25 protein-coding genes are annotated in these 25,236 nt (G+C 70.0%); 6 read left to right on the forward strand and 19 right to left on the reverse strand.

Translation table 11 applies throughout. From position 1 onward, the window contains the following. Positions 1–11 precede the first annotated feature (11 nt). Positions 12–266: a type II toxin-antitoxin system Phd/YefM family antitoxin gene (locus BN1701_RS18175; RefSeq protein WP_054050421.1), complete on the forward strand. Its 255-nt coding sequence runs from the start codon at positions 12–14 to the stop codon at positions 264–266. A 230-nt stretch (positions 267–496) separates the two neighbouring features. Here BN1701_RS18175 and BN1701_RS18180 read toward each other — a convergent pair whose 3' ends face one another. Then, entirely contained in the window at positions 497–1,129 is a 633-nt protein-coding gene (locus BN1701_RS18180) for a DoxX family protein (RefSeq protein WP_054050422.1), read from the reverse strand. Between the two features lie 46 nt (positions 1,130–1,175). Continuing rightward, on the reverse strand, positions 1,176–2,081 hold the full coding sequence (locus BN1701_RS18185) for a 2-hydroxyacid dehydrogenase (RefSeq protein WP_054055954.1): 906 nt from the start codon (positions 2,079–2,081) through the stop codon (positions 1,176–1,178). A 46-nt stretch (positions 2,082–2,127) separates the two neighbouring features. On the opposite strand from BN1701_RS18185, the gene BN1701_RS18190 reads away from it, so the two are divergent. Both BN1701_RS18190 and BN1701_RS18195 read left to right on the forward strand, forming a co-directional pair. After that, positions 2,128–3,030, forward strand: a complete 903-nt coding sequence (locus BN1701_RS18190; protein WP_054050424.1) for an alpha/beta fold hydrolase — start codon at positions 2,128–2,130, stop codon at positions 3,028–3,030. 11 nt (positions 3,031–3,041) lie between these two features. Further along, on the forward strand, positions 3,042–4,217 hold the full coding sequence (locus BN1701_RS18195) for a sorbosone dehydrogenase family protein (RefSeq protein ID WP_054050426.1): 1,176 nt from the start codon (positions 3,042–3,044) through the stop codon (positions 4,215–4,217). A 45-nt stretch (positions 4,218–4,262) separates the two neighbouring features. Here the strand turns inward: BN1701_RS18195 and gatB are convergent, their stop codons facing one another. The 4 genes from gatB to gatC are packed head-to-tail and all read right to left on the reverse strand — an operon-like array spanning position 4,263 to position 7,778. Beyond that, complete coding sequence (gene gatB, locus BN1701_RS18200; protein WP_054050428.1) at positions 4,263–5,768, reverse strand: Asp-tRNA(Asn)/Glu-tRNA(Gln) amidotransferase subunit GatB; 1,506 nt, start codon at positions 5,766–5,768, stop codon at positions 4,263–4,265. Continuing rightward, a complete protein-coding gene (locus BN1701_RS18205) occupies positions 5,765–5,965 on the reverse strand; it encodes a hypothetical protein (protein WP_054050430.1) in 201 nt (66 codons plus the stop codon). The genes gatB and BN1701_RS18205 overlap by 4 nt, the downstream gene beginning before the upstream one ends. Beyond that, positions 5,965–7,482, reverse strand: coding sequence for an Asp-tRNA(Asn)/Glu-tRNA(Gln) amidotransferase subunit GatA (gene gatA / locus BN1701_RS18210; RefSeq protein WP_054050432.1), 1,518 nt, complete (start codon positions 7,480–7,482; stop codon positions 5,965–5,967). The genes BN1701_RS18205 and gatA overlap by 1 nt, the downstream gene beginning before the upstream one ends. Further along, positions 7,479–7,778, reverse strand: a complete 300-nt coding sequence (gatC, locus tag BN1701_RS18215; protein ID WP_054050434.1) for an Asp-tRNA(Asn)/Glu-tRNA(Gln) amidotransferase subunit GatC — start codon at positions 7,776–7,778, stop codon at positions 7,479–7,481. Before gatC ends, gatA begins: the two co-directional genes overlap by 4 nt. Positions 7,779–8,007: 229 nt before the next feature. On the opposite strand from gatC, the gene BN1701_RS18220 reads away from it, so the two are divergent. After that, positions 8,008–8,661, forward strand: coding sequence for an amino acid-binding protein (locus BN1701_RS18220; protein WP_054050436.1), 654 nt, complete (start codon positions 8,008–8,010; stop codon positions 8,659–8,661). A gap of 839 nt (positions 8,662–9,500) precedes the next feature. Here the strand turns inward: BN1701_RS18220 and BN1701_RS18225 are convergent. The 6 genes from BN1701_RS18225 to BN1701_RS18250 form a co-directional block, all read right to left on the reverse strand. Beyond that, positions 9,501–10,034, reverse strand: coding sequence for a GNAT family N-acetyltransferase (locus BN1701_RS18225; protein ID WP_054055955.1), 534 nt, complete (start codon positions 10,032–10,034; stop codon positions 9,501–9,503). Positions 10,035–10,591: 557 nt separating this feature from the next. Beyond that, entirely contained in the window at positions 10,592–12,817 is a 2,226-nt protein-coding gene (ligA, locus tag BN1701_RS18230; protein WP_082859920.1) for an NAD-dependent DNA ligase LigA, read from the reverse strand. Positions 12,818–12,855: 38 nt separating this feature from the next. Then, a complete protein-coding gene (locus BN1701_RS18235; protein WP_172803278.1) occupies positions 12,856–13,575 on the reverse strand; it encodes a hypothetical protein in 720 nt (239 codons plus the stop codon). Continuing rightward, complete coding sequence (locus tag BN1701_RS18240) at positions 13,494–13,778, reverse strand: MoaD/ThiS family protein (RefSeq protein WP_054050440.1); 285 nt, start codon at positions 13,776–13,778, stop codon at positions 13,494–13,496. Before BN1701_RS18240 ends, BN1701_RS18235 begins: the two co-directional genes overlap by 82 nt. Beyond that, the gene (locus tag BN1701_RS18245) at positions 13,778–14,863 is read right to left on the reverse strand and encodes a glycosyl hydrolase (protein ID WP_054050442.1); all 1,086 of its coding nucleotides are present in this window, start codon (positions 14,861–14,863) and stop codon (positions 13,778–13,780) included. The genes BN1701_RS18240 and BN1701_RS18245 overlap by 1 nt, the downstream gene beginning before the upstream one ends. Positions 14,864–14,932: 69 nt before the next feature. Beyond that, positions 14,933–15,970, reverse strand: coding sequence for a methionine synthase (locus BN1701_RS18250; protein WP_054055956.1), 1,038 nt, complete (start codon positions 15,968–15,970; stop codon positions 14,933–14,935). Positions 15,971–16,024: 54 nt separating this feature from the next. Between BN1701_RS18250 and BN1701_RS18255 the strand changes: the two genes are divergently transcribed. Then, complete coding sequence (locus BN1701_RS18255; RefSeq protein ID WP_054050444.1) at positions 16,025–16,915, forward strand: serine/threonine dehydratase; 891 nt, start codon at positions 16,025–16,027, stop codon at positions 16,913–16,915. 272 nt (positions 16,916–17,187) lie between these two features. Here BN1701_RS18255 and BN1701_RS18260 read toward each other — a convergent pair whose 3' ends face one another. The 5 genes from BN1701_RS18260 to BN1701_RS18280 are packed head-to-tail and all read right to left on the reverse strand — an operon-like array spanning position 17,188 to position 22,062. Next, positions 17,188–18,489: an ABC transporter permease gene (locus tag BN1701_RS18260; protein ID WP_054050446.1), complete on the reverse strand. Its 1,302-nt coding sequence runs from the start codon at positions 18,487–18,489 to the stop codon at positions 17,188–17,190. Beyond that, positions 18,489–19,178: an ABC transporter ATP-binding protein gene (locus BN1701_RS18265; protein ID WP_054050448.1), complete on the reverse strand. Its 690-nt coding sequence runs from the start codon at positions 19,176–19,178 to the stop codon at positions 18,489–18,491. Before BN1701_RS18265 ends, BN1701_RS18260 begins: the two co-directional genes overlap by 1 nt. Before the next feature lies 1 nt (position 19,179). Then, positions 19,180–20,184, reverse strand: coding sequence for an efflux RND transporter periplasmic adaptor subunit (locus BN1701_RS18270; RefSeq protein ID WP_231949641.1), 1,005 nt, complete (start codon positions 20,182–20,184; stop codon positions 19,180–19,182). Between the two features lie 41 nt (positions 20,185–20,225). Then, complete coding sequence (locus BN1701_RS18275) at positions 20,226–21,143, reverse strand: LysR family transcriptional regulator (RefSeq protein ID WP_054050452.1); 918 nt, start codon at positions 21,141–21,143, stop codon at positions 20,226–20,228. Positions 21,144–21,186: 43 nt separating this feature from the next. After that, positions 21,187–22,062 carry a hypothetical protein gene (locus tag BN1701_RS18280; protein ID WP_054050455.1) on the reverse strand — a complete coding sequence of 292 codons (876 nt, stop codon included), beginning with the start codon at positions 22,060–22,062 and terminating at the stop codon, positions 21,187–21,189. A 426-nt stretch (positions 22,063–22,488) separates the two neighbouring features. Here BN1701_RS18280 and BN1701_RS18285 point away from each other — a divergent pair, with 426 nt between their 5' ends. Beyond that, positions 22,489–23,418, forward strand: a complete 930-nt coding sequence (locus BN1701_RS18285) for a hypothetical protein (RefSeq protein WP_231949642.1) — start codon at positions 22,489–22,491, stop codon at positions 23,416–23,418. Here the strand turns inward: BN1701_RS18285 and BN1701_RS18290 are convergent. Beyond that, the gene (locus BN1701_RS18290; RefSeq protein ID WP_054050457.1) at positions 23,376–24,017 is read right to left on the reverse strand and encodes a response regulator transcription factor; all 642 of its coding nucleotides are present in this window, start codon (positions 24,015–24,017) and stop codon (positions 23,376–23,378) included. The genes BN1701_RS18285 and BN1701_RS18290 overlap by 43 nt on opposite strands. Then, complete coding sequence (locus BN1701_RS18295) at positions 24,010–25,140, reverse strand: GAF domain-containing sensor histidine kinase (RefSeq protein WP_054050459.1); 1,131 nt, start codon at positions 25,138–25,140, stop codon at positions 24,010–24,012. Before BN1701_RS18295 ends, BN1701_RS18290 begins: the two co-directional genes overlap by 8 nt. Positions 25,141–25,236 lie beyond the last annotated feature (96 nt).

Here is a 25,236-nt window from a genome sequence, read left to right on the forward strand (position 1 = left end):
AGGAGGTCGCCATGGGTGCGGAGCCCGTTTCCCAGTTCAACCTCGACGATGCCAAGGCCAACCTGTCGCGCATCATCGAGCGAGTCGAGCACGGCGAAGAGATCGCCATCAGCCGTGCGGACACCTGTGGCGAAGGTGATCCCCATGCCCGGAAGCCGGGGCGTTCGACCTACGGGATCTTGAAAGGCCGTGTCACCGTCGCGGACGATTGGGACTCAGGGGAAGTCAACGACGCCATCGCCGATGAGTTCGACGGCACAACGTGAGGCTCCTGCCCGACTCACATGCCGTTTGTCAGCGCGGCCTATGTGGGAACAAGCCAGCCGAACCGGCTGCACAAAGTCATCATGGACGCGGGCTTTCGTACGTTGGCGATCACAGCCGATGACGCGAGGAAGACTATTCGCCCTCCCATGTGCGACGTGCCGATCCTTCTGCCATAGACGCGAAGAGGGGGCGCATCCACGTCGGACGCGCCCCCTCGCCAGCGATGGTCCTAACGAAGAACAACCAGCGTGACCACCGAAAGCCCAGCAGCCAGCAAGAAGAAGAGGAACCCGAACGCGGGCGCCCGCCGGAACCACGGCGTGTTCCGGTCCAACGAGATCTTCCCCGCCCCCGCGAACAACAGCGCGAACGCCGCCGCCGCGTAAAGCGTCTCCTTCTCCACCGCGCCAACAAATTCCTTGACATCAACCTGAACCCAGATCGCGTTTGCGATCACACCCAACACCGCCGCCGCGGCAGCAGGAGTGAACAGTCCAAGAATCAGCAGACCACCCGCGACCAGCTCGGTCACCCCGGTGACCCAGGACAGCAGAGTCGCCTGCTCGAAGCCCAAGCTCGTCAGGTATCTGGCGAAGCCGTCGATCCCCGGACCCTGCATGATCCCGAAGACCTTCTGCAGCCCGTGGGCCAGCACCAGCGCACCGAGGGTGACGCGCAGGACGAGCAGGCCGAAGTCGGCGCCGAAGTGCCATTGGTGGGGTTCGCGGACGGCGACGTCGTCCTCGGTGGTCATCGTGGTCGTCGCGTCGTCGTGGCCGGATCCGGCGTAGCGCTGCTCGGACGGCGTGAAATATCCGCTGTCCGCGTTGCCGCCCGTCGAGCGGCCGTCATCGATACTCACCGCCGCAGACTAGGCGATCAGTCAAGTACCCGCCGTGTCGACACGGTTAATAGAGTCCCTTGACGAGATTGCGAGGGTTCTCCCCATTGACGAACCGGGTTATCTCGGCCGCGGCGACCCGATAGGCGCGCTCGCGGTGGCCGTGGCAGCTTCCGGCGACGTGCGGGGTGATCAGCACGTTCGGCGCGGTCCACAGTGGATGTCCGGGTGGGAGCGGCTCCGGGTCGGTGACGTCCAGCGCGGCGCGCAGTCTGCCCGAGGTGAGTTCGGCGAGCAGCGCGTCGGCGTCGACCACGGGGCCGCGCGCGGCGTTGACCAGGATCGCGCCGTCGCGCATGCGGGCCAGGAAAGCCGCGTCGACCAGGCCGGTCGTGGCCGGGGTGAGCGGCACCATCAGCACCACCGCGTCGTGCCCGGGCAACAGGTCCGCGACCTCATCGATCCCGCGCACGCCCGCGCGTGCCTGGCTGCCGACGAGGGTGGTGTGCGCGTCGAACGCGTCGAGCCTGCGGTGCAGCTGCTGACCGAGGTCGCCCGCGCCGATCACCAGGATTCGCTTGTCCTGCAACGTGTCGGTGATGTGCGGGGTCCACTGACCGGCTCGCCGCGCGATGTCGAAGTCGATCAGCTCGCGGTAGACCGCCAGCAGCGCGCCGACCACCCACTCCGCGGTGCTGCCGCCGTGGGCGCCGCGGCCGGTGGACAGCATGATGTGCGGCGGCAGCTTGCCCACCCACGAGTCGGCGCCCGTGGTGAGCAGTTGCACCAGCCGCAGGTCGGGCAGCCGGTCGAGCAGGGCGATCGCCGAACCGCCGAGGAAGTCGGGGACGAGCACCTGCGCGTCAACGCCGTCGGGCGGCAGTTCGGGCGAGTGCGCCAGCACGCGAATACCCTCGACCCCGGCCAGCGCCGCGACCCCGTGCTCATCTGGAACCAACACAGTGACCGTCACGGGGAACACACTATGTCGGAGCGAAATTCGGGCACACTTTGTCCCGATGCGTGAACACGACCTCACCAGCGCCGACGGCACCCGGCTCCGCGGCTGGCACACCGAGTCCGACGGGCCGGTCGTGCTGCTCTGCCCTGGGCTCGGCACGATCCCCGAGGCCTGGCCCGCGCTGCTGCTGCCGTCCTCGGGCGTGCGGGTCATCAGCTGGTACCACCGCGGCACCATGGGCTCCGAGCGGCCGACCGACCCCGACCGGATCACCCTCGACGACCACGTCGCCGATGCCATCGCCGTCATGGACGCCGCCGGGGTCCAGCGGTGCGTCGTGATGGGCTGGTCGATGGGGGTCATGGTGGCCGCCGAGTTGGCCACCCGGCACCCTGAGCGGGTGTCGGGGCTGATGCTGGCCGCGGGCGTGCCCGGCGACCTGTTCGGCGCCATGCTCGGCCTGCCCGGCGTGCCCGTCGCGGTCCGCCGCCCGGTCGCCCGCACGATCGCGCAAGGCCTGCGCGCCGCCGGTCCGGTCATCGACGCCGTGCTGCACCGCGTCCCGGTCAACCGGCTCACCGCGAGCGCCCTGCAGCACAGCGGCTTCATGCTCCCCGGCGCCGACACCGGCGACGTCGTGCGCGCCATGCGCCGATTCCTGCACCACGACTGGCGCTGGTACCTGACGCTGGCTTTGGCCCTGGCCGACGTGCCGAACCGCGACCTGACCGGCGTCACCTGCCCGGTCACCGTCCTCGGCGCCCGCTACGACCTGCTGGCCGACCCGAGCTTCACCGCCCGGGCCGCCGCGGTGCTCCCGCAGGCGCGGATCAAGGTGGTGCCGACCAGCCACTTCCTGCCGCTGGAGGACCCGCTGACCATCGTCGAGGAACTGAACCTGCTGCTCGACCGGGTGGCCGCCGACCAGTCGCTCACGGGACATTCACGGACGTCCTCCTAGCCTTGGGTCCCATGTCGGGTCGACGCGCGCTCGCCGCCACGTGTGTGGCGGCCGCCCTGCTGACCTCGTGCGCCACGTTCGAGGAGCAGCCGCCCGCGGCCAGCTGGCAGCCGCAGACCCCGCTCACCCCCCAGGCCGCGCCCGAACCCGACACGGGCGGTGGCGACAGCGGCGGCGGCGCGGTCGACGCGCCGGAGCGCGATCCGGGTGAGCCCATCCCGCCGCCGGACGGCTGCACCGACTTCCACCCTGCCGTGTTGGCCACCTGCCTGGACACCGTCGTCGCGGTGGCCGCGCTGCCCGGTGACGGCTCGAACCCGACGGCGCTGGTCGGCGAGCGCAAGACCGGTCGGATCCTGCTGGTCCGCAAGGGCAGCGCGCCGACCGTGGTGGCCACTGTCCCGGTCGACGCCACCACCGACGGCGGCCTGACCGGCCTGGCGCTGTCCCCGACGTACGCCGAGGACCAGCTCCTCTTCGCCTACATCACCACCCCGACCGACAACCGCCTGATCCGCATCGCCCCCAACGACACGCCGAAACCGGTGCTCACCGGCATCCCACGCGGCGCGACCGGCAACCGGGGCGCCCTGGCCAACGACCACCGCGGCGCCCTGCTCATCGCCACCGGCAACGCGGGCAACACCGCCGCCGCGGCCGACCCAGCGTCCCAGGCGGGCAAGATCCTGCGGATCAACTCAGCGGGCAAGCCCGCCGAGGACAACCCGACGCCGTCCGCCGTGGTCGTCAGCGGCCTGACCTCACCCGGCGGCGTGTGCAGCTCCCTTGACGGGTCGAAGACCTGGGTCACCGACCGCACCGCGGCCGCGGACGTGCTCTACAAAGTCGACTTCGGCAAGCCCCTGGGTGCCCCGGCCTGGTCATGGCCGGACAAGCCGGGCGTCTCGGGCTGCGCCTCCCCCACCCGGACGCTGTGGGTCGCCATGTCGAAGGCGGGCCACCTGCAGAACCTCGCCCAGGCCCCGGACGGCACGTTCACCGGCAAGCCGCAGATCGTCATGGGCGAGGCCGAGGGCTTCGGCCGGGTCGACGGGCTCGACCTGATGACCGAGCAGCTCGCGATCGGCGGCACGGTGAACAAGGACGGCGGCAAACCCGTCTCCTCCGACGACCGCGCCGTCGTGATCGTGGTCGAGGCCGCGGGCGGCGGCTCCGGAATCGATTAGAAACGGCCCGCCCCCAGGTGGGGACGGGCCGTCTGAGCGACTCGCTCAGGCGCCGCAGCGCTCCAGGATCAGTTCGCGGACGCGCTTGGCGTCGGCCTGGCCCTTGGTGGTCTTCATGACAGCGCCGACGATGGCGCCCGCGGCGGCGACCTTGCCGTCGCGGATCTTGGCGGCCACATCAGGCTGGGCGGCCAGGGCCTCGTCGATCGCGGCGTAGAGGGCCGAGTCGTCGGAGACGACCTTGAGGCCGCGCTGCTCCACGACCTGCTCGGGCTCGCCTTCGCCCGCCAGGACGCCGTCGACGACCTCGCGCGCGAGCTTGTTGGTCAGCGAGCCGTCCGCGACCAGGGCGATCACCTTGGCGACCTGGGCCGGGCTGATGGCCAGCGCGCCCAGCTCGACGCCCTGGTTGTTGGCCGATTGGCTCAGGTACGACACCCACCACGACCGGGCCTCGGCGGGCGGAGCGCCCGCTTCGACGGTGGCCGCGACCAGGTCGATCGCACCGGCGTTGACCAGGTCGCGCAGCTCCAGGTCCGACAGCTGCCACTCGGCCTGCACCCGCTTGCGGCGCACGGCGGGCGGCTCCGGCAGGGTCAGCCGCAGCTCCTCGACCCACTCGCGGGACGGGGCGATCGGGACCAGGTCGGGCTCCGGGAAGTACCGGTAGTCCTCCGAGGTCTCCTTGCGGCGACCGGCGCGGGTGGTGCCCGACGCCTCCTCGAAGTGCCGGGTCTCCTGCAGGATCGAGCCACCCTGCACCAGGATCGCCGCCTGCCGCGTCATCTCGTGGCGCACGGCCCGCTCGACGCTGCGCAGCGAGTTGACGTTCTTGGTCTCGGTGCGGGTGCCGAACTCGGTGGCGTCCTTGGCCATCAGCGATACGTTCGCGTCGCAGCGCAGCGAGCCCTGGTCCATCCGCACGTCGGACACGTCGAGCGCCTTGAGCAGGTCGCGCAGGGTGTTGACGTAGGCGCGGGCCACCTCCGGCGCGCGGGCGCCGGTGCCCTCGATCGTCTTGGTGACGATCTCGATCAGCGGCACCCCGGCGCGGTTGTAGTCGAGCAGCGAGTGCTCGGCACCATGGATTCGACCAGTCGCGCCTCCGACATGGAGCGACTTGCCGGTGTCCTCCTCCATGTGCGCGCGCTCGATCTCCACGCGCACGACCTCGCCGTCGTCCAGCGTGACGTCGAGGTAGCCGTTGAAGGCGATCGGCTCGTCGTACTGCGAGGTCTGGAAGTTCTTCGGCATGTCCGGGTAGAAGTAGTTCTTCCTGGCGAACCGGCACCACTCGGCGATCTCGCAGTTGAGCGCGAGGCCGATGCGGATGGCCGACTCGACCCCGATCGCGTTGAGCACCGGCAGCGCGCCGGGCAGGCCGAGGCACACCGGGCAGACCTGGGTGTTCGGCTCGCCGCCGAAGGTGTTCGCGCAGCCGCAGAACATCTTCGTGTTGGTGTTCAGCTCGACGTGGACCTCCAGGCCCAGCACCGGGTTGAACCGCTCGATGACCTCGTCGTAGTCCATCAGCTCCACGGTGGCGGTCACTTGGCCCCGTCCTTCCGCAGCGCGCGCACGCCGATGAGCACGCTGGTCAGCGCGACGAGGATGCCCGCGATCGCGTTGGCCAGCAGCAGCCGGTCGTTGGTCGCGCGGGCCTTGCGCAGGCTGGCCACCGCACTGGTGGCACCCGCGGCGGCACCGACGATGCCGAACGCGCCCTTGAGATTCTTCGTGCCTGCCATCAGTGCGCCACCTCCAGCTCGGGAACCCGGTTGATCAGCGGACCACCCTGCGCGGCGTTGCGGGCGGCCTCGTACGCGGCCGCCACCTTGTAGCCGCGGTGGTCATGCAGTGCCGGGGACATGATCTGCAGCCCCACCGGCAGACCATCCTCATCGGACAGTCCACTCGGGACACTCAGGGCCGCGTTGCCCGCCAGGTTCGACGGGATCGTGCACAGGTCGGCCTTGTACATCGCCATCGGGTCGTTGGCCCGCTCGCCGATGCGGAACGCCGTGGTCGGCGTGGTCGGCGAGACCAGGACGTCGACCGTGCCGAACGCGGCGTCGAAGTCGCGGGTGATGAGCGTCCGGACCTTCTGCGCCGAGCCGTAGTACGCGTCGTAGTAGCCCGACGACAGCGCGTAGGTGCCGAGCATGATCCGGCGCTTCACCTCGGGGCCGAAGCCCGCCTCGCGGGTCAGCGACATGACCTCCTCGGCGCTGCGCGCGGCGTCGTCGCCCACCCGCAGGCCGTAGCGCATGGCGTCGAACCGGGCGAGGTTCGACGAGCACTCGCTCGGCGCGATCAGGTAGTAGGCGGGCAGCGCCAGGTCGAAACTCGGGCAGGACACCTCGACGATCTCGGCGCCGAGTTCCTTGAGCTGGGCGACCGCGGCCTCGAAGGAGGCCAGCACGCCCGCCTGGTAGCCGTCGCCCGCGAACTGGGTGACCACGCCGACCCGGACACCGCTCAGGTCGCCCTTGGCGCCCTCGCGGGCCGCGGCGACCACGGGCGGCAGGGGCGCGTCGATCGAGGTGGAGTCAAGCGGGTCGTGCCCGCCGATCACCTCGTGCAGCAGCGCCGCGTCGAGGACCGTGCGGGCACAGGGGCCCGCCTGGTCGAGCGAGGAGGAGAAGGCGACCAGGCCGTATCGCGAGACCGTGCCGTAGGTGGGCTTGACGCCCACGGTGCCGGTCACGGAGCCGGGCTGGCGGATCGAGCCGCCGGTGTCGGTGCCGATCGCCAGGGGCGCCTCGAAGGAGGCCAGCGCGGCCGACGAGCCGCCGCCGGAGCCGCCGGGGATGCGGTCGAGGTCCCACGGGTTGCGGGTGACGCCGTAGGCGGAGTTCTCGGTGGAGGAGCCCATCGCGAACTCGTCCATGTTGGTCTTGCCGAGGATCACCACGCCCGCTTCGAGCAGCTTGAGCGTGACGGTCGCGTCGTACGGCGGCTGCCAGCCCTCGAGCATCTTCGAGCCGCACGTGGTCGGCGCGCCCCGCATGGTCAGGACGTCCTTGAGTGCCAGCGGCACCCCGGCCAGCGGCGACGCGGCCGGATTGCCCGCCGCGATGTCCTCGTCGACGGCCCTGGCGGCGTTGAGCGCCCGCTCACCGTCGACGTGCAGGAACGCGTTGACGGCGCCGTCGACGGCGGCGATGCGGTCGAGGTGGGCCTGGGCGACCTCGACGGCGGAGACGTCCTTGGCCTGGATCTTCGCGGCCAGCTCGGCCGCGGTCAGGCGGATCAGGTCGGTCATGCTTCCTCCCCGAGGATGCGCGGCACGCGGAAGCGCCCGTCCTCGGCGGCGGGCGCCGCGGCGAGTGCCTGCTGCTGGGTGAGCCCGGGACGGACGAGGTCGCGGCGGAACACGTTGGTCAACGGCACCGAGTGCGACGTGGGCGGAATGTCCTGGTCAGCGACGTCGCCGACCTTGGCCACGGCCTGCACGATCTGGTCGAGCTGGCCCGCGAACAGGTCGAGCTCTTCTTCGGTGACGGCCAACCTGGCCAGTCTGGCGAGGTGGGCAACCTCGTCACGGGAGATGCTTGGCACTCGACGAACCCCCGGGGGTGTCTGCGACAGGACTTCAGGAGTCTATTTCCCGCAGGATGGAAGCCCCGAACGGGTTGTTCTGGACGCGGTCGCGGGTGTAGACCGGTGCCGTCCCGCGATGCGGTCGCCGGTTCCGGACCAGGATCCCTGGTCTGCGACAATCGGCGGTCGGCTCAGCGCGCGGACGGCAAGGTCCGTGCCCAGAACGGTACATCGGGAGGCGTTCGCCTTGTCCTTCCTGATCCGGGTCCAGCTCCCGGACAGCCCAGGCACCCTCGGCGCGGTAGCCACCGCGCTGGGCGCTATCGGGGCCGACATCCTCAGTGTGGACGTGGTGGAACGCCTCGGTGGTGTGGCCATCGACGACCTAGTGGTCGAACTGCCCAGTGGCCGCCTCCCCGACGTGCTCATCACCGCCGCGGAGTCGGTGGAGGGTGTCGAGGTCGACGCCGTCCGGCCGTACGCGGGCGTCCTCGACACCCACCGCGAGCTGGAACTGGTGGAGGAGGTCGCCGCCGAACCCAACGGCGGCCTGGAGATCTTCACCAAGGGCGTCCCCAAGATCATCCGGGCAGGCTGGGCCTTAGTGGTCTCCTCAGACGCCGAAGGCGCCCACCGGGTAGCGGCGAGCGACGCGGCTCCCACGGTGCAGACCCTCGACCTGCCCTGGATGCCCCTCGCCCGCGCCACCATCCTCGACGGCGACGAAGCCTGGGTCCCCGAGACCTGGCGTGAGCTGGGCACGGAACTGGCGGCGACCCCGCTGGGCAAACCCGACCGGGTATTACTGGTCGGCCGCCCCGGCGGCCCGATGTTCCGCGCGGCTGAGGTGGCCCGCCTGGCCCACCTGGCTGGGATCGTCGCGGTCGTTCTCCCCGACTAGCCCAGCACGCGCGCCTGCTGGCGATCGGCAGGCAAGTCCGCACTCGACGACCTGCCGAGCGCCCCGGCCAGCACCGGACGCCATGATCAGCTCCCGGAGAGCGTCGATCTCACCGGTCCGATCCTCGGCTGGCGCCGCCACCGTCGAGCTGTTCAGGCCGCCAAGCGTCGCTACCACCGATCGGTCGGAACAGCCCAGCACCGACAGCCGCCCGGCTACCGGCACGACGCCTGGACGGCCGACCACCTCCGCCAGCCGCCGCCGTGGCGACCGCTACCGGCGACCACCACAGCAGCCGCCATCGCACGCCCGCCCTGACGACAGCACGGCCAACACCTCGGCCCGTCGACATGGCAACCGCTGTGCCCGACGACCACCACCCCAGACCGCCCCCGCCAACGCTGCCGCCGCCTACCGATGACCACCAGAGCAAGCGGCCACCGCGAGCCGGCCCCGACGATGGGACGGCAGGCACCTCGGCCAGCTGACGCCGTGGCAACCGCATTACCGACGACCACCACAGCAAGCTGGCCCTGCCGACGCTGCCCCGCCGCGCGCCAAGTCCCGCCACGCCCTCGCTGCCGCCGGCCCACTGCCACCGTTACCGCGAGCCACCACCGCGTAGGCCAGCCACCCGACAAGCCGGCAACCGACGGGCACCTCCGACGGACGCGACATCTGTGTGGGCCCGCAGAAGATCGCGGAGTGCGACCACCGGGCCGCCATCCGCAGGGTCGCCTGATCGGCACCTCGCTCGGCTGGCGCTAGCCGGTGCGCGGAGGATCAGGTGTGGCGGATCGGTCGGCAGGCGGTGGTGTGCGTGGTGTTCGCCGCTTCGTTCAGTCGACCACCTCCAGTGCGAACGCGATCAGGTCGACGCCGGGGCCTGGGCTCCAGTCGCGGTCGGGGAGGCGGACGAAGCCGAGTCGTTCGTAGAGGCGGTGGGCCACCGCCATCCTCCGTGAACTGCAGAGGACCACCCTGGGCAAACCGAGCTCACGCGCCCGAGCGATTACCGCGCGGGTCAGGCGTTCGCCGATTCCGTGGCCACGAGAACTCGGGGCGACGGCCAGCATGCGGAACTCGAGTTCGCCATCACGGGAGATCTCGGCGTACTCGGTACCAGGTAAGGCGATAGTGACGGTGCCGACTAACGCACCCACGCCGTCAACCGCGACCAGAAGCTCAGCGGCGCGCATCCGGCTGGTGGCGTCGGCGAGGCTCTCGGCGTACCCGGTGGAGTCGGGTCCGAGGTATCCGTCGGCACGGTAGGCATCGATGGTCAGCGCGCCGACCTCCGACAGCTCCGCTGCGCGGGCAGGCCTGATCTCGATCGCGCTTTGACTCACCGAGCACTCACTTCCGCTAGTCATCGACCGCCTCCGCATCATCGGTTCCGCCGCCTACGCTCGGGTCCACGCCTGCCGTGCCCACCCCGCCTATGCCTCCCCAGCCCGCGCGGCCCATGGTCGAGCCGCACCCGCCGACGCCAGTACCCGCGCCACCCACACTCGAGTCGCACCCTCGACTCCGGGTCCCGCGCGTCCACAGCCGGGCCGCGTCCCCGACTCCGGGTCCCGCGCGTCCACAGCCGGGCCGCGTCCCCGACTCCGGGTCCCGCGCGTCCACAGCCGGGCCGCGTCCCCGACTCCGGAGCCCGGGCCACCCACAGCCCGGCCGCACCACCCGACATCGAAACCCGCGCCGCCCACATGCGACCCGCCGATACCAGTACCCATGCCACCCACAGCCGGGCCGCGTCCCCGACTCCGGACCCCGGGCCGCCCACAGGCGAGCCGCACCCGCCGACACCAGAACTCGCGCCGGGCACGCCCGAGTCCGGGCCACCCGTGTTCACGCCGACCTTGCCTCCCCAGGTCTGGCCCACGCTGCCTGTGTCCGCATCGCAGCCGCAACTCATGCACTCACCTCATGCGTCGTCTGCCTTGTCCGCCTCCTTCGCTGGGTTCGTGTCCCCTGTGTCAGGGGTGTCCGCAGGCGAGTCGGCCGTCGGGGCGTTCGGGTCGCCGATTGTGGCGAGGGCGGTGGCGGATTCGGGGCCTTGTTCCAGCAGGGCGCGGAAGCCGTCCTCGTCCAGGACTGGGACCTTGAGTTGAATGGCCTTGTCGTACTTCGATCCCGGGGCGTCGCCGACGACCACGAACGCTGTCTTCTTCGAGACCGAGCCAGACGCCTTGCCGCCGCGGGCGATGATGAATTCCTTGGCCTCATCCCGCGAGTACGTCGTCAGGCTGCCGGTCACGACGATTGACAGGCCCTCCAACGTCCGGGGTGTCGACTCGTCGCGTTCCTCGGCCATGCGGACGCCCGCGGAGCGCCACTTCTCGACGACCTCGCGGTGCCAGTCGACCTCGAACCACTCGCGGACTGAGGTGGCGATGGTCGGGCCTACGCCTTCCGCGTCGGCCAGTTCCTGTTCGCCCGCGGTGGCGATGACCTCGATGGAGCCGAACTCGCGGGCCAGTGCCTGGGCGGCGGTGGGGCCGACGTGGCGGATCGACAGGCCGACCAAGACTTTCCACAGTGGACGGTCTTTGGCCGAGTCGAGGTTCGCCACCAGTTTGCGGCCGTTCGCCGACAGCTCGCCTGCCTTGGTGCGGAACAACTCCACGCGCCCGAGCTTGTCCTCATCTAGCGAGAACACGTCGCCCTCGTCGCTGATCACGCCGGAGGCCAGGAGCGCGGCGGCGGCCTCGTAGCCGAGTACCTCGATGTCGAACGCACCGCGCCCGGCGAGGTGGAACAGCCGCTCGCGCAGTTGGGCCGGGCACGACCGGGCGTTGGGGCACCGGATGTCGGCGTCGCCCTCTTTCTCGTAGGCCAGCGTCGTGCCGCAGACGGGGCACTCGGTCGGCATCTCGAACTCGCGGGCGTCGGCGGGGCGGGCCTCGATCACCGGGCCGAGCACCTCGGGGATCACGTCGCCCGCCTTGCGGATGACCACGCGGTCGCCGATCAGCACGCCCTTGCGCTTGACCTCGGAGGCGTTGTGCAGGGTGGCCATCTCGACCGTCGACCCGGCCACCTTGACCGGCGCCATCACCGCGAACGGTGTCACCCGGCCGGTTCGCCCGACGTTGACCCGGATGTCGAGCAGCGTGGTCGTGGCCTCTTCCGGCGGGTATTTGTACGCGATCGCCCATCGCGGCGCGCGGGAGGTGGTGCCCAGCCTGCGTTGGAGCGCGACCTCGTCGACCTTGATCACGACACCGTCGATCTCGTGGTCGGCGTCGTGGCGGTGGTCGCCCCAATACTTGATGTGCGACGCCAGTTGATCGGCCGTGTCGAGGACCTTCGTGTGCTTCGACACCGGCAGCCCCCACGCCGCCAGCGCCCGATACGCCTCGGATTGCGCGACCGGTTCGAAGCCCTCGCGTTTGCCCAAGCCGTGGCAGATCATCCGCAGCGGCCTGCTCGCGGTGACTTTCGGGTCTTTCTGCCGCAGCGACCCGGCCGCGGTGTTGCGCGGGTTCGCGAACGGAGGCTTGCCCGCTTCGACCAGGCGGGCGTTCAGCTCGGTGAAGTCCTCGACCTTGAAGAACACTTCGCCACGCACCTCGACCAGCGCGGGAACTGGGAACTCGTCGGTCGCGGTGAGCCGATCCGGCACGTCGCGCATCGTGCGGACGTTGAGCGTGACGTCCTCACCCGTGCGCCCGTCGCCCCTGGTCAAGGCGCGGGTGAGCCTGCCGTTCTCGTAGAGCAGGTTGATGGCCAGGCCGTCGATCTTCAGCTCGCACAGGAAGTGCGCGGCCGACCCTACTTCTCTCTCCACCCGGTCGACCCAGGCGCTCAGCTCGTCGGAGTCGAACGCGTTGTCCAGACTGAGCATGCGCTCGACATGGTCGACCGCGCGGAACTCCGTGGAGAAGGTGCCGCCGACGCGCTGACTGGGCGACTCCGGTGTGACCAGCGACGGGTGCCGCTCCTCGATCGCCTCCAGCTCGCGCAGCAGGACGTCGAACTCGCCGTCGGAGATCGTCGGAGCGGATAGGACGTAATAGCGGAACTGGTGGCCCAGCAGGTCCTCGGCGAGCTCGGCGTGGCGCTCGCGCTCCGCGGCGGGCACATCCTCGACGCCCTCGACGGCGGCCGTCTTGGGCTCCTGCGGGAGATCTTCGTCAACACTGGTCACATGTCACAGAGTAGCCAGGACCACTGACATCCGAGAGATCAGCGAGCCAGCCTGTGGATAAGTTCGCGCAGCTCCAGTAGGTCGATGCCGTCGGTAGGGGCACTCGCCGCGGTCTCCACCCGGCGCAAGCGCTCGCCCGCCATTCGCTCACCCAGCGTGGCATCCAGCGGAAGGAACGTCAGCGCCGTGCGCGCCTCAGGCGCGAGGTCGGCCAGCACCGGGTGATACACGGCCACGTCGACCACGCCGTGCGCCTCATCGACCTGGGCGTGCACGCGCACGTCGGCGAGCCCTATCCGATGCGGTCCGAGATTGACGGTGACCTCGGTCGGGTCCGGGACGGCCGGGACGGAGTCGTGGAACTCCCACAGGGGAGTATCCGGCGGGGCAAGCGCTTTCCACTCGTCGGTGAACGCCCGCAGCGCCGGATCCTCCTGGCCGCTCACCACGAACGCGTAGATCGCCCGGATGCCGCGCTCCAGCGAGAAGTGCAGGTCCGGGTGCAGGGCGGCGACCAGCTCGCACAGCTGGTTCTCCACCAGCTGCGGCTCGCCCTCGCCCAGCGCCGTGGCGATCTCGGGCAGCATGGCCTGCCAGTCGCACCAGAACTGCTCGGCGAGCGCCCTCGGATCCGGCGACGCGGGCGCTTCTGCCTGCCGCTTGCCGAACCAGCGGGCTAGCCGCCCGCCACTGACGGAATCACCTGGATCTCGGCGTCCGCCGCCACCGGCGCGTCCGCCCCGCCCAGATACCGGCATTCCTCTCCGTCCACATAGAAGTTCACATACCGCCGCAGTGCGCGGTTCTCGTCGCGTAGTCGTCGTCCCAGCCCGGGGTAGCGCTCCGCGACGACGTCGAGCACACCGGCCAGGGTAGCGGGCACGGGCGCGTCGAGTTCCAGCTTCGCCTGACCGTCCGCGATGGCCCTCAGGACACCCGGAAGCAGCACGGTGACCGCCATCAGATCACCGCGGCCCGCACCGACAGCACATCAGGCAGGTGGGCCGCCACGAGCGTCCAGCTATCCCCTTCGTCGCGGCTGGCGTACACCTCACCGGAGCGTGAGCCGAAGTAGACCCCGGCCGGGTCGGCGTCGTCGGCGCACATCGCGTCGCGCATCACCGCGGTCCAGAACCCCTCGTCTGGCAGACCTTTGGTGAGCGCGGTCCACGTCGAGCCCGCGTCGTCGCTGCGGTAGACGCGGCAGCGTCCGTCCGGCGGGAAACGCATCGCGTCGGCGGTCAGCGGGAAGGTGTAGATCGTCTCCGGGCGGTGCGGGTGCACGACCATCGGGAAGCCGAAGTCGCTGGGCAGACCGTCCGCGATGGACTTCCACGTGTGCCCGCTGTCGTCGCTGCGATAGACACCGTGGTGGTTCTGCGCGAAGAACTGGTCCGGCCGGTCGGGGTGCTGGGCGATCTTGTGCACGCACTGCCCGAACACGGGAAACGGGTCGGGCAGGAAGTAGGCCTTGATGCCTTCGTTGCTCGCCTCGAACGACTCCCCACCATTGGTGCTCACGTACACACCGCCGGTCGACATCGCCACCGTCAGCCGGTTCGAGTCGGTCGGGTGCGGGATCACCGAGTGCACGGCCATGCCGCCGAAGCCGGGGGTCCACTGCTCGCGGTGCGGGTGGTCCCACAGGCCGCGGACCAGCTCGTAGTTCTTCCCGCCGTCGGTCGACCTGAACAACGCCGACGGCTCGACGCCCGCGTAGACCAGGTCGGGCTCGGTCTCCGGCCCCGGCGCGAGCTGCCACACCCTGGCCAGGGCCGTGTCGGTGTCCTCGGGGAACGCGACCGGCGCGTGGTCGGGCTCCGACCAGGTCGCGCCGAGGTCGTCGCTGACCGCGACGCTCGGGCCCCAGTGCTCCGAGGTGACCGCCGCGAGCAGGCGCGGTGTGTCCCGGCGGGTGTCGATCGCCACGGCGTAGACGTCGGTCATCGGATGGTGTGGACCGGTGACCTCCCAGTCGGCACCCGAGTTCGTCGCGAGGAACAGGCCCTTGCGCGTACCGATCGCGAGCAACACCTTCTGCGTCATCTCTGCCTCCCCTTGAAGTGACGCCGGCCACGTTACGCCCGGGGACCGACAGCGGCCAGATTCCGCCGTCTACCAGGACTCCGGCGGCTCCACGAACGCCTTGCCCACGTCGCGCGCGATCGCCATGGCCCGGCGTGCCCACGCCGCCGACGCGCCCGCCAGCCCGCAGGTCGAGGTCGCGACCGCGTGCGAGCCCAGGATCGAGCGGGGAAACCCGAGGCGGTCGACCAGCCGCAACGCCGGGTCCGCCGCGGCCCGCAACGTGGGCGCGTCGCGCGGGTCGGTGCTCGGAAGCAGGCCCAGGAACAACACCACGCCCGCGTCCCACGCCTCGCCGATCTCGTCGGACAGCGCGGCCGGGATGCCGTCGAGCAGGGTCGCGTCGATGGCCAGGGCACCCGCGCCCGCCTCGCGCAGCAGCGCCACCGGGGGCCGGGGCGCGCAGCAGTGCACGATCACCGGATGGTCGGTGGCCGACCGCGCGGCGTCGATCACGGCCGCCAGGGTGTCCCGCGCCTCCGGCTCGGCGACCGCGGGGACCATGCCGAATCCCGACGGCGTGGGCAGCGCGCCCGCCAACACGGTCGGCAGGCTGGGCTCATCGAGCTGGACGACCACGTTCGCCCCGGTCCGCCGACGAATCTCGGCGACGTGCTCGCGCAATCCCTCCGACAGCGACTCGGTGAACTCGCGAAGGGCGCCGCGGTCGGTCAGCACGCGGTGTCCCCGCGGCAACTCGATCCCAGACATCAGCGTCCACGGGCCGGTGACCTGCACCTTCAGCACCTTGGGCGCCTCGCCCGCGCGACCGACGGCCTCCTCGATGGCGTCGAGGTCGCGGCGCAGATGGTCGACGCCGCGCCGGTGGTCGATCCCGGGCCGCGCGGTGACCCGGTAGCCCGAAGGCACGAATTCGACGGCCAGGTCGACCAGCAGAGCGGCGGTCCGGCCGATCATGTCCGCGCCGAGGCCGCGGGCGGGAAGCTCGGGCAGGTGCGGCAGGTCGGGCAGCTCGCCGAGGACGACGGTGGCGGCCTCCATCGGGTCGTCGCCGGGCAGCGATCCGATTCCGGTGGCGGATCCGGGCGGCCATGGTGCGTTCGTCACCTGTGCAGTCTGGTGGATCCGACTCGCCGACCGCACATCCGGTTAGCATGACTCGTGGACCACCGTGACGTCATCGCCGCCGCCGACCGCATCGCGCCCTATGCCCGCCGCACGCCCCTGCTTCGCTCCGAAGTGGACGGTCGGCCGCTGGTCATGAAGCTGGAACACCTCCAGCGGACCGGATCGTTCAAGTTCCGCGGCGCGCTCAACGCCCTGCTTGGCGGGGATCGGCCGGACTCGGTGGTCACGGCGTCCGGGGGCAACCACGGCCTCGCGGTGGCGACGGCGGCGCGCGTCCTGGGCATCCCGGCCACCGTCTATGTCCCACGCACCGCTCCCCCCGCCAAGGTCCGCCGGATCGAGGCGGCCGGGGCGAAGCTGATCCAACTCGGTGAGTCCTATGGCGAGGCGAGCGCGGCCGCGCTGGCCGACGCCGAGGAGTCACACGCGCTGTATCTGCCCGCGTACGACCATCCGCTGGTGATCGCGGGCCAGGGCACGTGCGCGGCGGAAGTCGTGGCCGAGGCGCCCGATGTCGACACGATGGTGGTCGCTGTCGGCGGCGGCGGACTCGCCGCCGGGACGGCCTTGGGCGGGCAGCGACCGGTCGTGGCCGTGGAACCGGAGAACTGCCAGGCCATGCACAACGCGTTCGCCGCGGGCCACCCGGTCGACTCCGCGGTCGACTCGGTCGCGGCCTCCGCACTGGGCGCGACGCGTGCGGGCGAGCTGACCTACGGCGTGTTACGCGCGGCGGGAGCGACGTCGGTGCTGGTCAGCGACACCGAGCTGCTCGCGGCCAGGGACCGGCTTTGGGACGAGTTCCGCCTCGCGGTCGAGCCCGCGGCCGCCGTGCCGTTCGCCGCGTGGCTCGCCGGGCGCGTGCCCGGCGAGCTCGCGTGCGTGATCGTCTGCGGCGCGAACACCGACTGGACGCCCAGCTAGTGCTGGCTCCGTCCGCAGGCACTCCCCCGGCGGCGGAGGGGGCGGGGGCGACACGATCGTGAGCGTCGGCAGCTGGGCAGTGGTCACCTGGTCGTTCTCCCACCTGGTGTAGGTCGCGGTGACCGACAAGGGCCCGAGGGGCAGATCCGTCCGCCCGCCAAGGACACCGACACCGGGACCTGGCTGATCGTGGGCGAATCCGTGATCAGCGCGGGCCGTACCGGTGAGATCCCGGTGCCCTTCGCCGCTTACCGCTAGTGCCTGTCAGACGCCTAGGCGCGCATCACCGTCGCGATCGGGATTCGGGCGGCCCGGATCGCGGGCAGCAGACCGCCGAGGACCCCAGCGGCCAAGCCTGCGATTACCCCGGCTATGCCCGCCTGCCAGGGGAAATCGACGCCCTCCAGCATCTGGAAGCGGCCGCCGAGAACTGATCCGGCCAGCTTCAGGCCGACGATGCCCGTCCCGACCGCGGCCGCCGCTGTCAGCAATCCGATGATCAGCGTCTCGGCCAGGACGATGCCCGCTAACAACAGCCGCGGCGTGCCCACGGCTCGGCGAAGCGCGAACTCCTCGATCCGCTCACCGACCGTGGCGAGCCCGACGTTGAGGATTCCGGCGACTCCGATGAGCAGCACGAGCGCCGCCATCGCGAGGAAGATCAGTTTCATGAGCCGCAGCTCGGACTCGATCTCCTTGCGCGCTTCGACCGGATAGCTGTGCATCTGCTCGGCGTCCGCCCCCCGGGCGATCAGCCGGGCTTTGATCGTCTGCTCGACGTCGGTGGCCTCCGGGCGCAGGAAGATCGACATGTAGCCGCGACCGTCCGACGGGCCGTTCGACGTCCAAGTCGCCAGTTCGTCGGCCCGGACGTAGGCGACCGGCCCCGAGTCACCGTCGTGGATCACACCGAGGATGCGCGGCGTCGGGTTGGCCGCCCCGGAAGCGCGCAGCTCCGCTGGGATTCGGTACTGGGTCAGCGCCGCGGCGGCCTCGCGATTGAGGACCAGCCCCGGCGACATCGAGGGCTCGCCGGTGAAGTCCAGCCACCGGCCCGCCTCCTGCCGGAACGGCCGGAACTCGCGGATGTCGCCGGTGAGGCCGATCAGCCGCATCTCGATGGCCTGGCCGGGCGGTGGGGGATCGCCTTCCAGCTTTTCCTCGCGGCAGCCGTTCTGGTCGCAAATCATGTTCGGGCCGCCATACCCGCCTTGGCCGGCGTACTTGAGTGGGGAACCGCCGGGGTTGATCGGCGCCACCCGAGGCTCACCGATGATCCCCATCGTGCTGATCGCGGCGACCGCGTCGGATCGGCCGGTCAGGACCTCGGTCACGACCGGGCCGGTCGTGGCGTCGGTCGGGAGTTGGAGTACGCGAGTGCCGTCCTTGCCCATGGTCAGCTCGATGTCCGAGAGCATCGCGCGGTTGGCGATCTCCGCGCTGGCCTGGACCGCCACCACGGCGAGAACACCCAGGAACAGGCTGATCATGGACAGGAACGTGCGCAGCTTGCGCGCGCGGATGCCCTGGCCGCCGATGATCAGCGCCGAGCGGAAACGTCCGGAGAGCGCCATCAGAGGTGCCCTCCTTGGACGAGCTTGCCGTCGGAGAGCCGCACGACGCGGTTCATCCGGTTGGCGTGCGCGTGGTCGTGGGTGACCAGGATCAGCCCGCAGCCGCGGGTTGTCGCCGAGTGGAGAACCTCGATGACCAGCGCGCCGGTCTCGGTGTCGAGCGCACCGGTCGGTTCGTCGGCAAGCAGGATCTTCGGCTCACGAACCAGCGCGCGGGCGATCGCGACGCGCTGCTGTTCGCCACCGGACAAACGCGGCGGTTTGTGCTTGGCCAGATGGGCGATGCCGACCAGGTCCAGCGCGGCAAGGACCTTCGCCTTGCGCTTGCGCCGCGCCGCCCAGCCCTGTCCGTTCACCAGGGCCATCGCGACGTTCTGCGCGGCGGTGAGGTGCTTGAGCAGGAAGAACCGCTGGAAGACGAAGCCGAACTCGTCGCTGCGCAGCCGGGCCGCGCGCCGCTCGGACAGCTTGGTGATGTCCTGACCGCCGAGCAGATAGCGGCCGCCGTCGGGCCTGTCGAACAGGCCGATGAGGCTGAGCAACGTGCTCTTGCCGGAACCGGATCGGCCCAGGATCGCCACGCTATCGCCGCCGCGGACAGTGAGGTCGACGCCGGAGAGGATCGAGCGGGGCTCGCCTTGGCCTTTGAGTGTCTTGCAGAGCCCGGTCAGTTCGATGAGCGGCGTCATGTCAGCCCCCCATGGCGGGCGAGGGACCACCCTGCTGTGGTGGGGCGGGCGGCAGGTTCGGCCCCGGCACGGCGAGAGTCTCGTCGCCGGTCAAGCCGGACTTGATCTGCACGACCCGACCGTCGGTCAGGCCTAGAACAACGTCCTTGACCTGTCGCTGACCGTCAGGACTGATGACCTCGACCTTGCCCGCGCCCTGCTTGCCCGCCACCGCCTCGACCGGCGCGACCACCGCGCCCTTGACGGACTCGGTCACCACCTCGATCGTCGCGGCGGCGCCGTTGATCAGCTTCACGTCGGCGGGCGCGGTGCAGACCAGGCGCATCCCGGTGGCCTCGGACGGCTGGCGTGAGTCCTTCGGCTGCTCGGGCGTGGGCTGCGGCGCGGCCGGTTTGGCGTTCGGGTCCGCCGGGTTGGGCTGCGGGGCGACCGGCGGCGCGGGCGGCTCCGGGATGGCACCCGCCGGAAGCGCGGCGATGGTGCCGAGCACGGCGCAGTCGAACGGGCCGGGGCCGCTCTTGATCTGCGCGCGCACCGAGGTCAGCGTGTCGGAGAGCTGGTAGGCCTGCGCACCGTCGATGTCGGCGACGATGCCGTAGCCGCCGTACTTGGCCGAGACCACGGGCATCCCCGCGGTGACCGTGCTCTTGTCGCCCACGAGCCGACCGGCGAAGACCGATCCCGCCGGGACGTCGAGGTTCGTCGGCTTGCCCGCCGCCCAGACCGCGCCCGCGCGGGTCGGCTTGGTCGGCGTGCCTGCCTGCTCTTTGACGTCGACGTAGCGCACCTGCCCGTTGAGCGGCGCCACCAGGCCGAAGATGGGATTGAGCGTGACCTTGCCAGTCAGGCTGACCTTGTTGGTCAGGTCCTGGCGGGTGAGTTTGGCCGTGGTCATCGTCGTCCCGCGCTCCGCGAGGCCAGGCGTCGGCGCGGCGGATTCGGTCGCGGAACAGCCGACCGTGGTTATCAGAACGGCGATGAGCGCCGCGCACATGCGTGTGTTCACCGGTACCCCCAGAGAGTCGAATTGCCCGGTACCCACACAGTCTATACATGCAGTGAATAGTGATGTTGAACCCACTGCTGACATGCGGTTTCGACGAACGCGCGAACCGACGGCTTGCGCGCGCTCTCCTCACGCCACACCGCGAAGATCCGCCGCGACATGCCCGGCTCGATGGGCCGGATCCGAACACCCTCCGGAATCTGATCACCCGCTAGGCGAGGTATCAACGCCACCCCGAGCCCGGCGGCGACCATCGCCAGCTGGGTAGGGAACTCGCCTGCCTGGTGGACGATGTTCGGCTCCTGACCAGACCGGCGAACGGTGCTCACCAGCCAGTCGTGACAGATCGTCCCAGCCGTCGAGGCGATCCACCGCTCCTCGGCCAGGTCGGAGGGGGTCACGGTGGGTGCGTCGGCCAGCGGGTGCGCGGCGGGGAGCGCCACGTCGACCGGGTCCTGGCCGATGTCGCGCGACCGCATCCGCTCAGGGGTGGCGATAGGCACGTTGACCCAGTCCTGCGCGATGGCGAGGTCCACGTCGCCCCGCCCGAGCTGGGCGATGGCGTCGTACGGCTCGACCTCCAGCAGACGAAGGCGCAACCGCGGATACCGCTCGTTCATCGCGACGGCGACCGCAGGCAGCAGGCCGCGCACGGCGGTGGGGAACGCGGCCACGGTGAATTCGCCCAGCACCTCCCCACGGCGCTCATCGAGGTCGGCCTCGGCCTCCTCGACCGCTCCGAGGATCCGCTCGGCATGCCGGGCGAGCAACTTGCCCTCCTCAGTCAGCCGCACTCGCCGACCGTGGCGCTCGATCAGGGCGCACCGGGCCTCCCGCTCAAGTTTCGCCATCTGCTGCGAGACAGCGGACGGCGTCAGGTGCAGGAGTTCGGCCGCCGCCGCGAGCGTGCCTTGATCGGCGACGGTCCGCAGGACGCGCAGTCTGACCAGATCGAACATGAAGCAAGGCTAACGCTTTGGCTGCCCGATAGATTATGCCGCTTTAGTTGACAAATACGGTGAACGGCGACCGATGCACCTTGCCATCGGCGCTGAACTCCAGGAACAAGCGATACTCACCGCGCTCACCGAACAACGCCTGAAACGTCAACTCCCCATTGATCAGCGGCGTACCGAGGGGTTCACGCGGATGCAGGTGGGTCGCGGAGAGCAGCGTCGTGTTGAAGCCGGTCATATGCCCATACGCGCCGAGATGGGGATCGAGCGACCGCACCGGCTTACCGTCCGCACCCCGGATCGCGAACCGCAGGATGGTCGGCTGCCGAACCGGAACCTGCGTGGCACCTTCAGGCCGCGTAACGGTGAACCCGGACCCGGTCGACACCTCGGCGACCGGCGGCGGCACCTGAGTCAGGTTGGTGTCCCCGGCGATGGCGAAGGGCAGGCCGAGGACGACGGGGTGGGTCACGTCCTTGGTGTCCACCGGGATGAACTCGGCGAACATCCGATACGCCCCACCATCAGCGATGGAAACGGTCGTGCACCAGGTGTCGCCGTCGAGTTCGGGATGCAGGTGCTGGTAGCCCTGCATGTCGTCGCGAACGACGAAGAAGTGGATCTGCTTGGTCTGATTCAGCTGGAACTTCGTCACCGCTTCACCAGCAGGCCCCACAATCCGAAACGCGACCGGCACCGAGTCCCCCTTGACCGCGGGCAAGGTCACCGGCTCCAGGCGATAGCCGTTCTCGAAATCCGACAACCCGTCGCTGTGCGCCGCCAACGTCATCGGCTGCCCCGGCGGCTGATGGTGCGCGTTCGTCCCCACCGGCGACTGCAACACGACAAAGACGATCGCCACCACGGCAACCGCCACCGCCACGCCGAGCGCGAGCCAACTAGCCCAGTGCAGCTTGCGCATGCCGGGGAACCTCCACGAGCCCTCGCGACCGCCCGACGAGCCAACGGGGGTACCCGGCTCAACTCGGGTCGACTTCAGTTATCAGCAGGAAGTGCAGTCTCTCCGAGCGAGATCGCCACCACAACCCGCCGGAGGATTGCCTCACACTCCCGTCCAATGGGCCGAGTCGACCTGGCACAGCACCCGACGGACCCTGCCCAGCCGCCGTCACCGACACCCTTCCAAACGTCCCGGCGGGTGCCCCGCGCCCGGACAACGTCCCCGTGCTCGCCTCGCGATCTCCTGCTCGTACCGGGCCCACTTGGGCTTTCGCCGCGAGTCCGTTCGATCTCCAGATACGTCACGGCGCGTACGAGCGTCGACGTCTCTGGATGGATGCCAAGCACCTGCCTCATGGGCGACCATGGACATCGGAGGTGGACGACCGTGGTCGCTGAGGGGCAGATCCGATCCATGCGCGCGGCACTGCGCACGATCTGGGTCGACGGCAGACCGATCGAGAGGTTCGCCTACGTCGTCGGTCTCGGTCTTCTCCTTTCCGGAATCGCCCATTTCGGCGTGTTCCTCATCGAGGGAGGCCCCTGGCAGGGCCCCGTGTCCTGGCGCAAACCAGTCACCTTCGGCCTGTCGTTCGGTCTGACCCTCATCACCTTGGTCTGGGTCAGCACCTGGATACGCCTCGGCGACCGTGTCCGAGCCGCCATGGTCGGGCTGTTCACCGCTGCGAGCGTGCTCGAAGTCAGCTTCATCTCCGTGCAGGCGTGGCGCGGCGTGCCGTCACACTTCAACGACGACACCAGCTTGGACCGAGCTATCTCGACCTCCCTGGCGATAGGCGGCGGCCTGATCCTGATCTCGGTGCTGACCTTCACGGTCGCGGCGCTGCGTGCTGGGTCCGTCGACAGGACGGACATGCGCCTCGCCATTCGCTCCGGCCTGGTGCTGCTCGTCGTCGCACTGGCCGTGGGCGTGGCAATGATCGCGCGCGGGATCATTGCCTTGCGCTCGGCCGACCCTGACCTCGCCTACACCACCGCAGGAGCGTTCAAACCCATCCACGCCGTCGCGATGCACGGGGTGCTCGTCCTGCCGGGCCTCGCCTGGCTGCTGGGCTTCACCTGCTGGACCGACCTGCTCCGCCTCCGCGTTGTCCAACTCGGCGTCGTGGGCTACGCCTTGGTCGCGCTGGCGGTCGGCGTCGAGTCCGCGCTCGAGGTGTCCCCCTTCGCCGCGCCGGTACTGGCCGACGTGGTCGTGATCACCGGTCTGGTGGCGCTGACACTCTCCGGGATTGTCGCCGTGTACGGCGTCGTTCACTTTCCGACCAAGGACACCAACCCCATCCGCACCGCGTAGAGCGCCGCCTGGGTTCGGTCCTGCATACCGAGCTTGCCCAGGATCGCGCTCATGTGGGCCTTGACCGTCTTCTCGGACAACGCGAGGCGCTTCGCGATCTCCCGATTGGACAGTCCTTGTGCCACCTCGCCGAGCACCACCAACTCGCGCGAGGTGAGTTTCAGGTCGCCCGGACGTGTGTCGCCCTCAGCGAGCAGCCGAGCCACATCCGGATGCAGCAACACGTGTCCCGCGTGCACCGACCGTACCGCCGCCACCAGCGCCGAGGGGTTCACGTCCTTGTAGACGTACCCCGCAGCCCCGGCCCGCACCGCCGGGATGATCGCGGCCGGGTCCACGAAACTGGTCACCACCAGCACCCGGGCCGGATTCCCCCGATCCCGGAGTCCCCGCAGGGCGAACACGCCGTCGGTGCCCGGCATCCGCAGGTCGAGCAGAATGACGTCCGGCCGCAGCCGCTCGGCCGCCTCCAAACAGGACGCCCCATCGGACGCCTCGCCGACGACCGTCATGTCGTCCTGCACGTCGAGGAACGTGCGCAGCCCCTGCCGCACCATCGGGTGGTCGTCCACCACCAAGATCCTGATGTCCTCAGTCAACCGGCACCTCCAAACGCACCGTCGTCCCGCCGGGCTGCTCGGAGGTCACGTTGAGCCGCCCACCCGCGGCCCGCGCCCGTTCGCGCATCGATCCCAAGCCCAGGCGGCGTGTCGACGGCCCGGAGGACGACGGATCGAAGCCGACCCCGTCGTCTTCGATGACCAGCACGAGCTTCTGCGAGGCGAAGCACAGATCGATGTCGATCTTGCTCGCCTTGGCGTGGCGCAGCGCGTTGTGGAGCGCTTCCTGGACGATCCGGTACACCGCCTCCTCGCGCGCCGCCGCCAACCGTGGAACATCCCGGCTCCGGAACCGCACCGCGGGCTCGTGGACGCGGTCGAGAAGATCGACTTGCTTGCGCAAGGCGATGTCCAGGCCGTCACCGGCCAGGTCTGGCGAGCGGAGCCCGAACACGACCGCGGCCAACTCGTCTGCGGCTTCCGCCGCCAGCCCTCGCACGGTGTCGACCTCGCGTCTGACTTGAGCGACGTCGCGATCGAGCAGCGGAACAAGCGCGTCCGCGATGAGCCGGAGGCTGAACAGCTTCTGGGTGACCGAGTCGTGCAGCTCGCGGGCGATCCGTGTGCGCTCCTCCACAATGGACAACTCGCGGCTGCGCTCGAACAACCGGGCGTTGACGAGCGCGATGGCGGCGTGGTTGGCGAGCAGCGCGAGCAGTTCCTCGTCTCCCTCGGTGAAACCGCCCGGTTCATCCTTGTTGGCCACGAAGATCTCGCCGAGGATCTCGTCGCCGTCGGTGATGGGCATGCCGAGGAAGTCCGTCAGCACCGGATGCGCCGACGGCCACCAACCGAATCTCGGGTGCTGTCTGATGTCGTCCATCCGGATCGGATTCGGATCAGACAGCAGGACGCCGAGTAAGCCGTGCTGGCGGGGCACGGGCCCGATCGCGGCCCACTGCTCGTCGCTGACCCCGTCGGCGAGGAACTCGGCGAAGCCGCCGTCGGCATCGGGCACCCCGAGTGCGGCGTACCGCGCGCCCACGAGTCTGCGTGCGGAAGTCAGGATCGTCTGCAGCACATCGCGCACAGACAGATGCGTGGCGACGGCGAGCACCGCGTTGCTCACCTCGCGCAGTTCGTTCCGCTGGATTCCGGTCACGAATTCACGGTACCCACGCCCGCCGACGAAAAGCCTGGTCCTAAGACCAAAGTCGTAGAGAAGTCTGGTCTCTGGTCCGATGGCGAGCCCGCCCGA

It is taken from the genome of Alloactinosynnema sp. L-07 (assembly GCF_900070365.1).
In the GTDB taxonomy this organism is placed as follows: domain Bacteria; phylum Actinomycetota; class Actinomycetes; order Mycobacteriales; family Pseudonocardiaceae; genus Actinokineospora.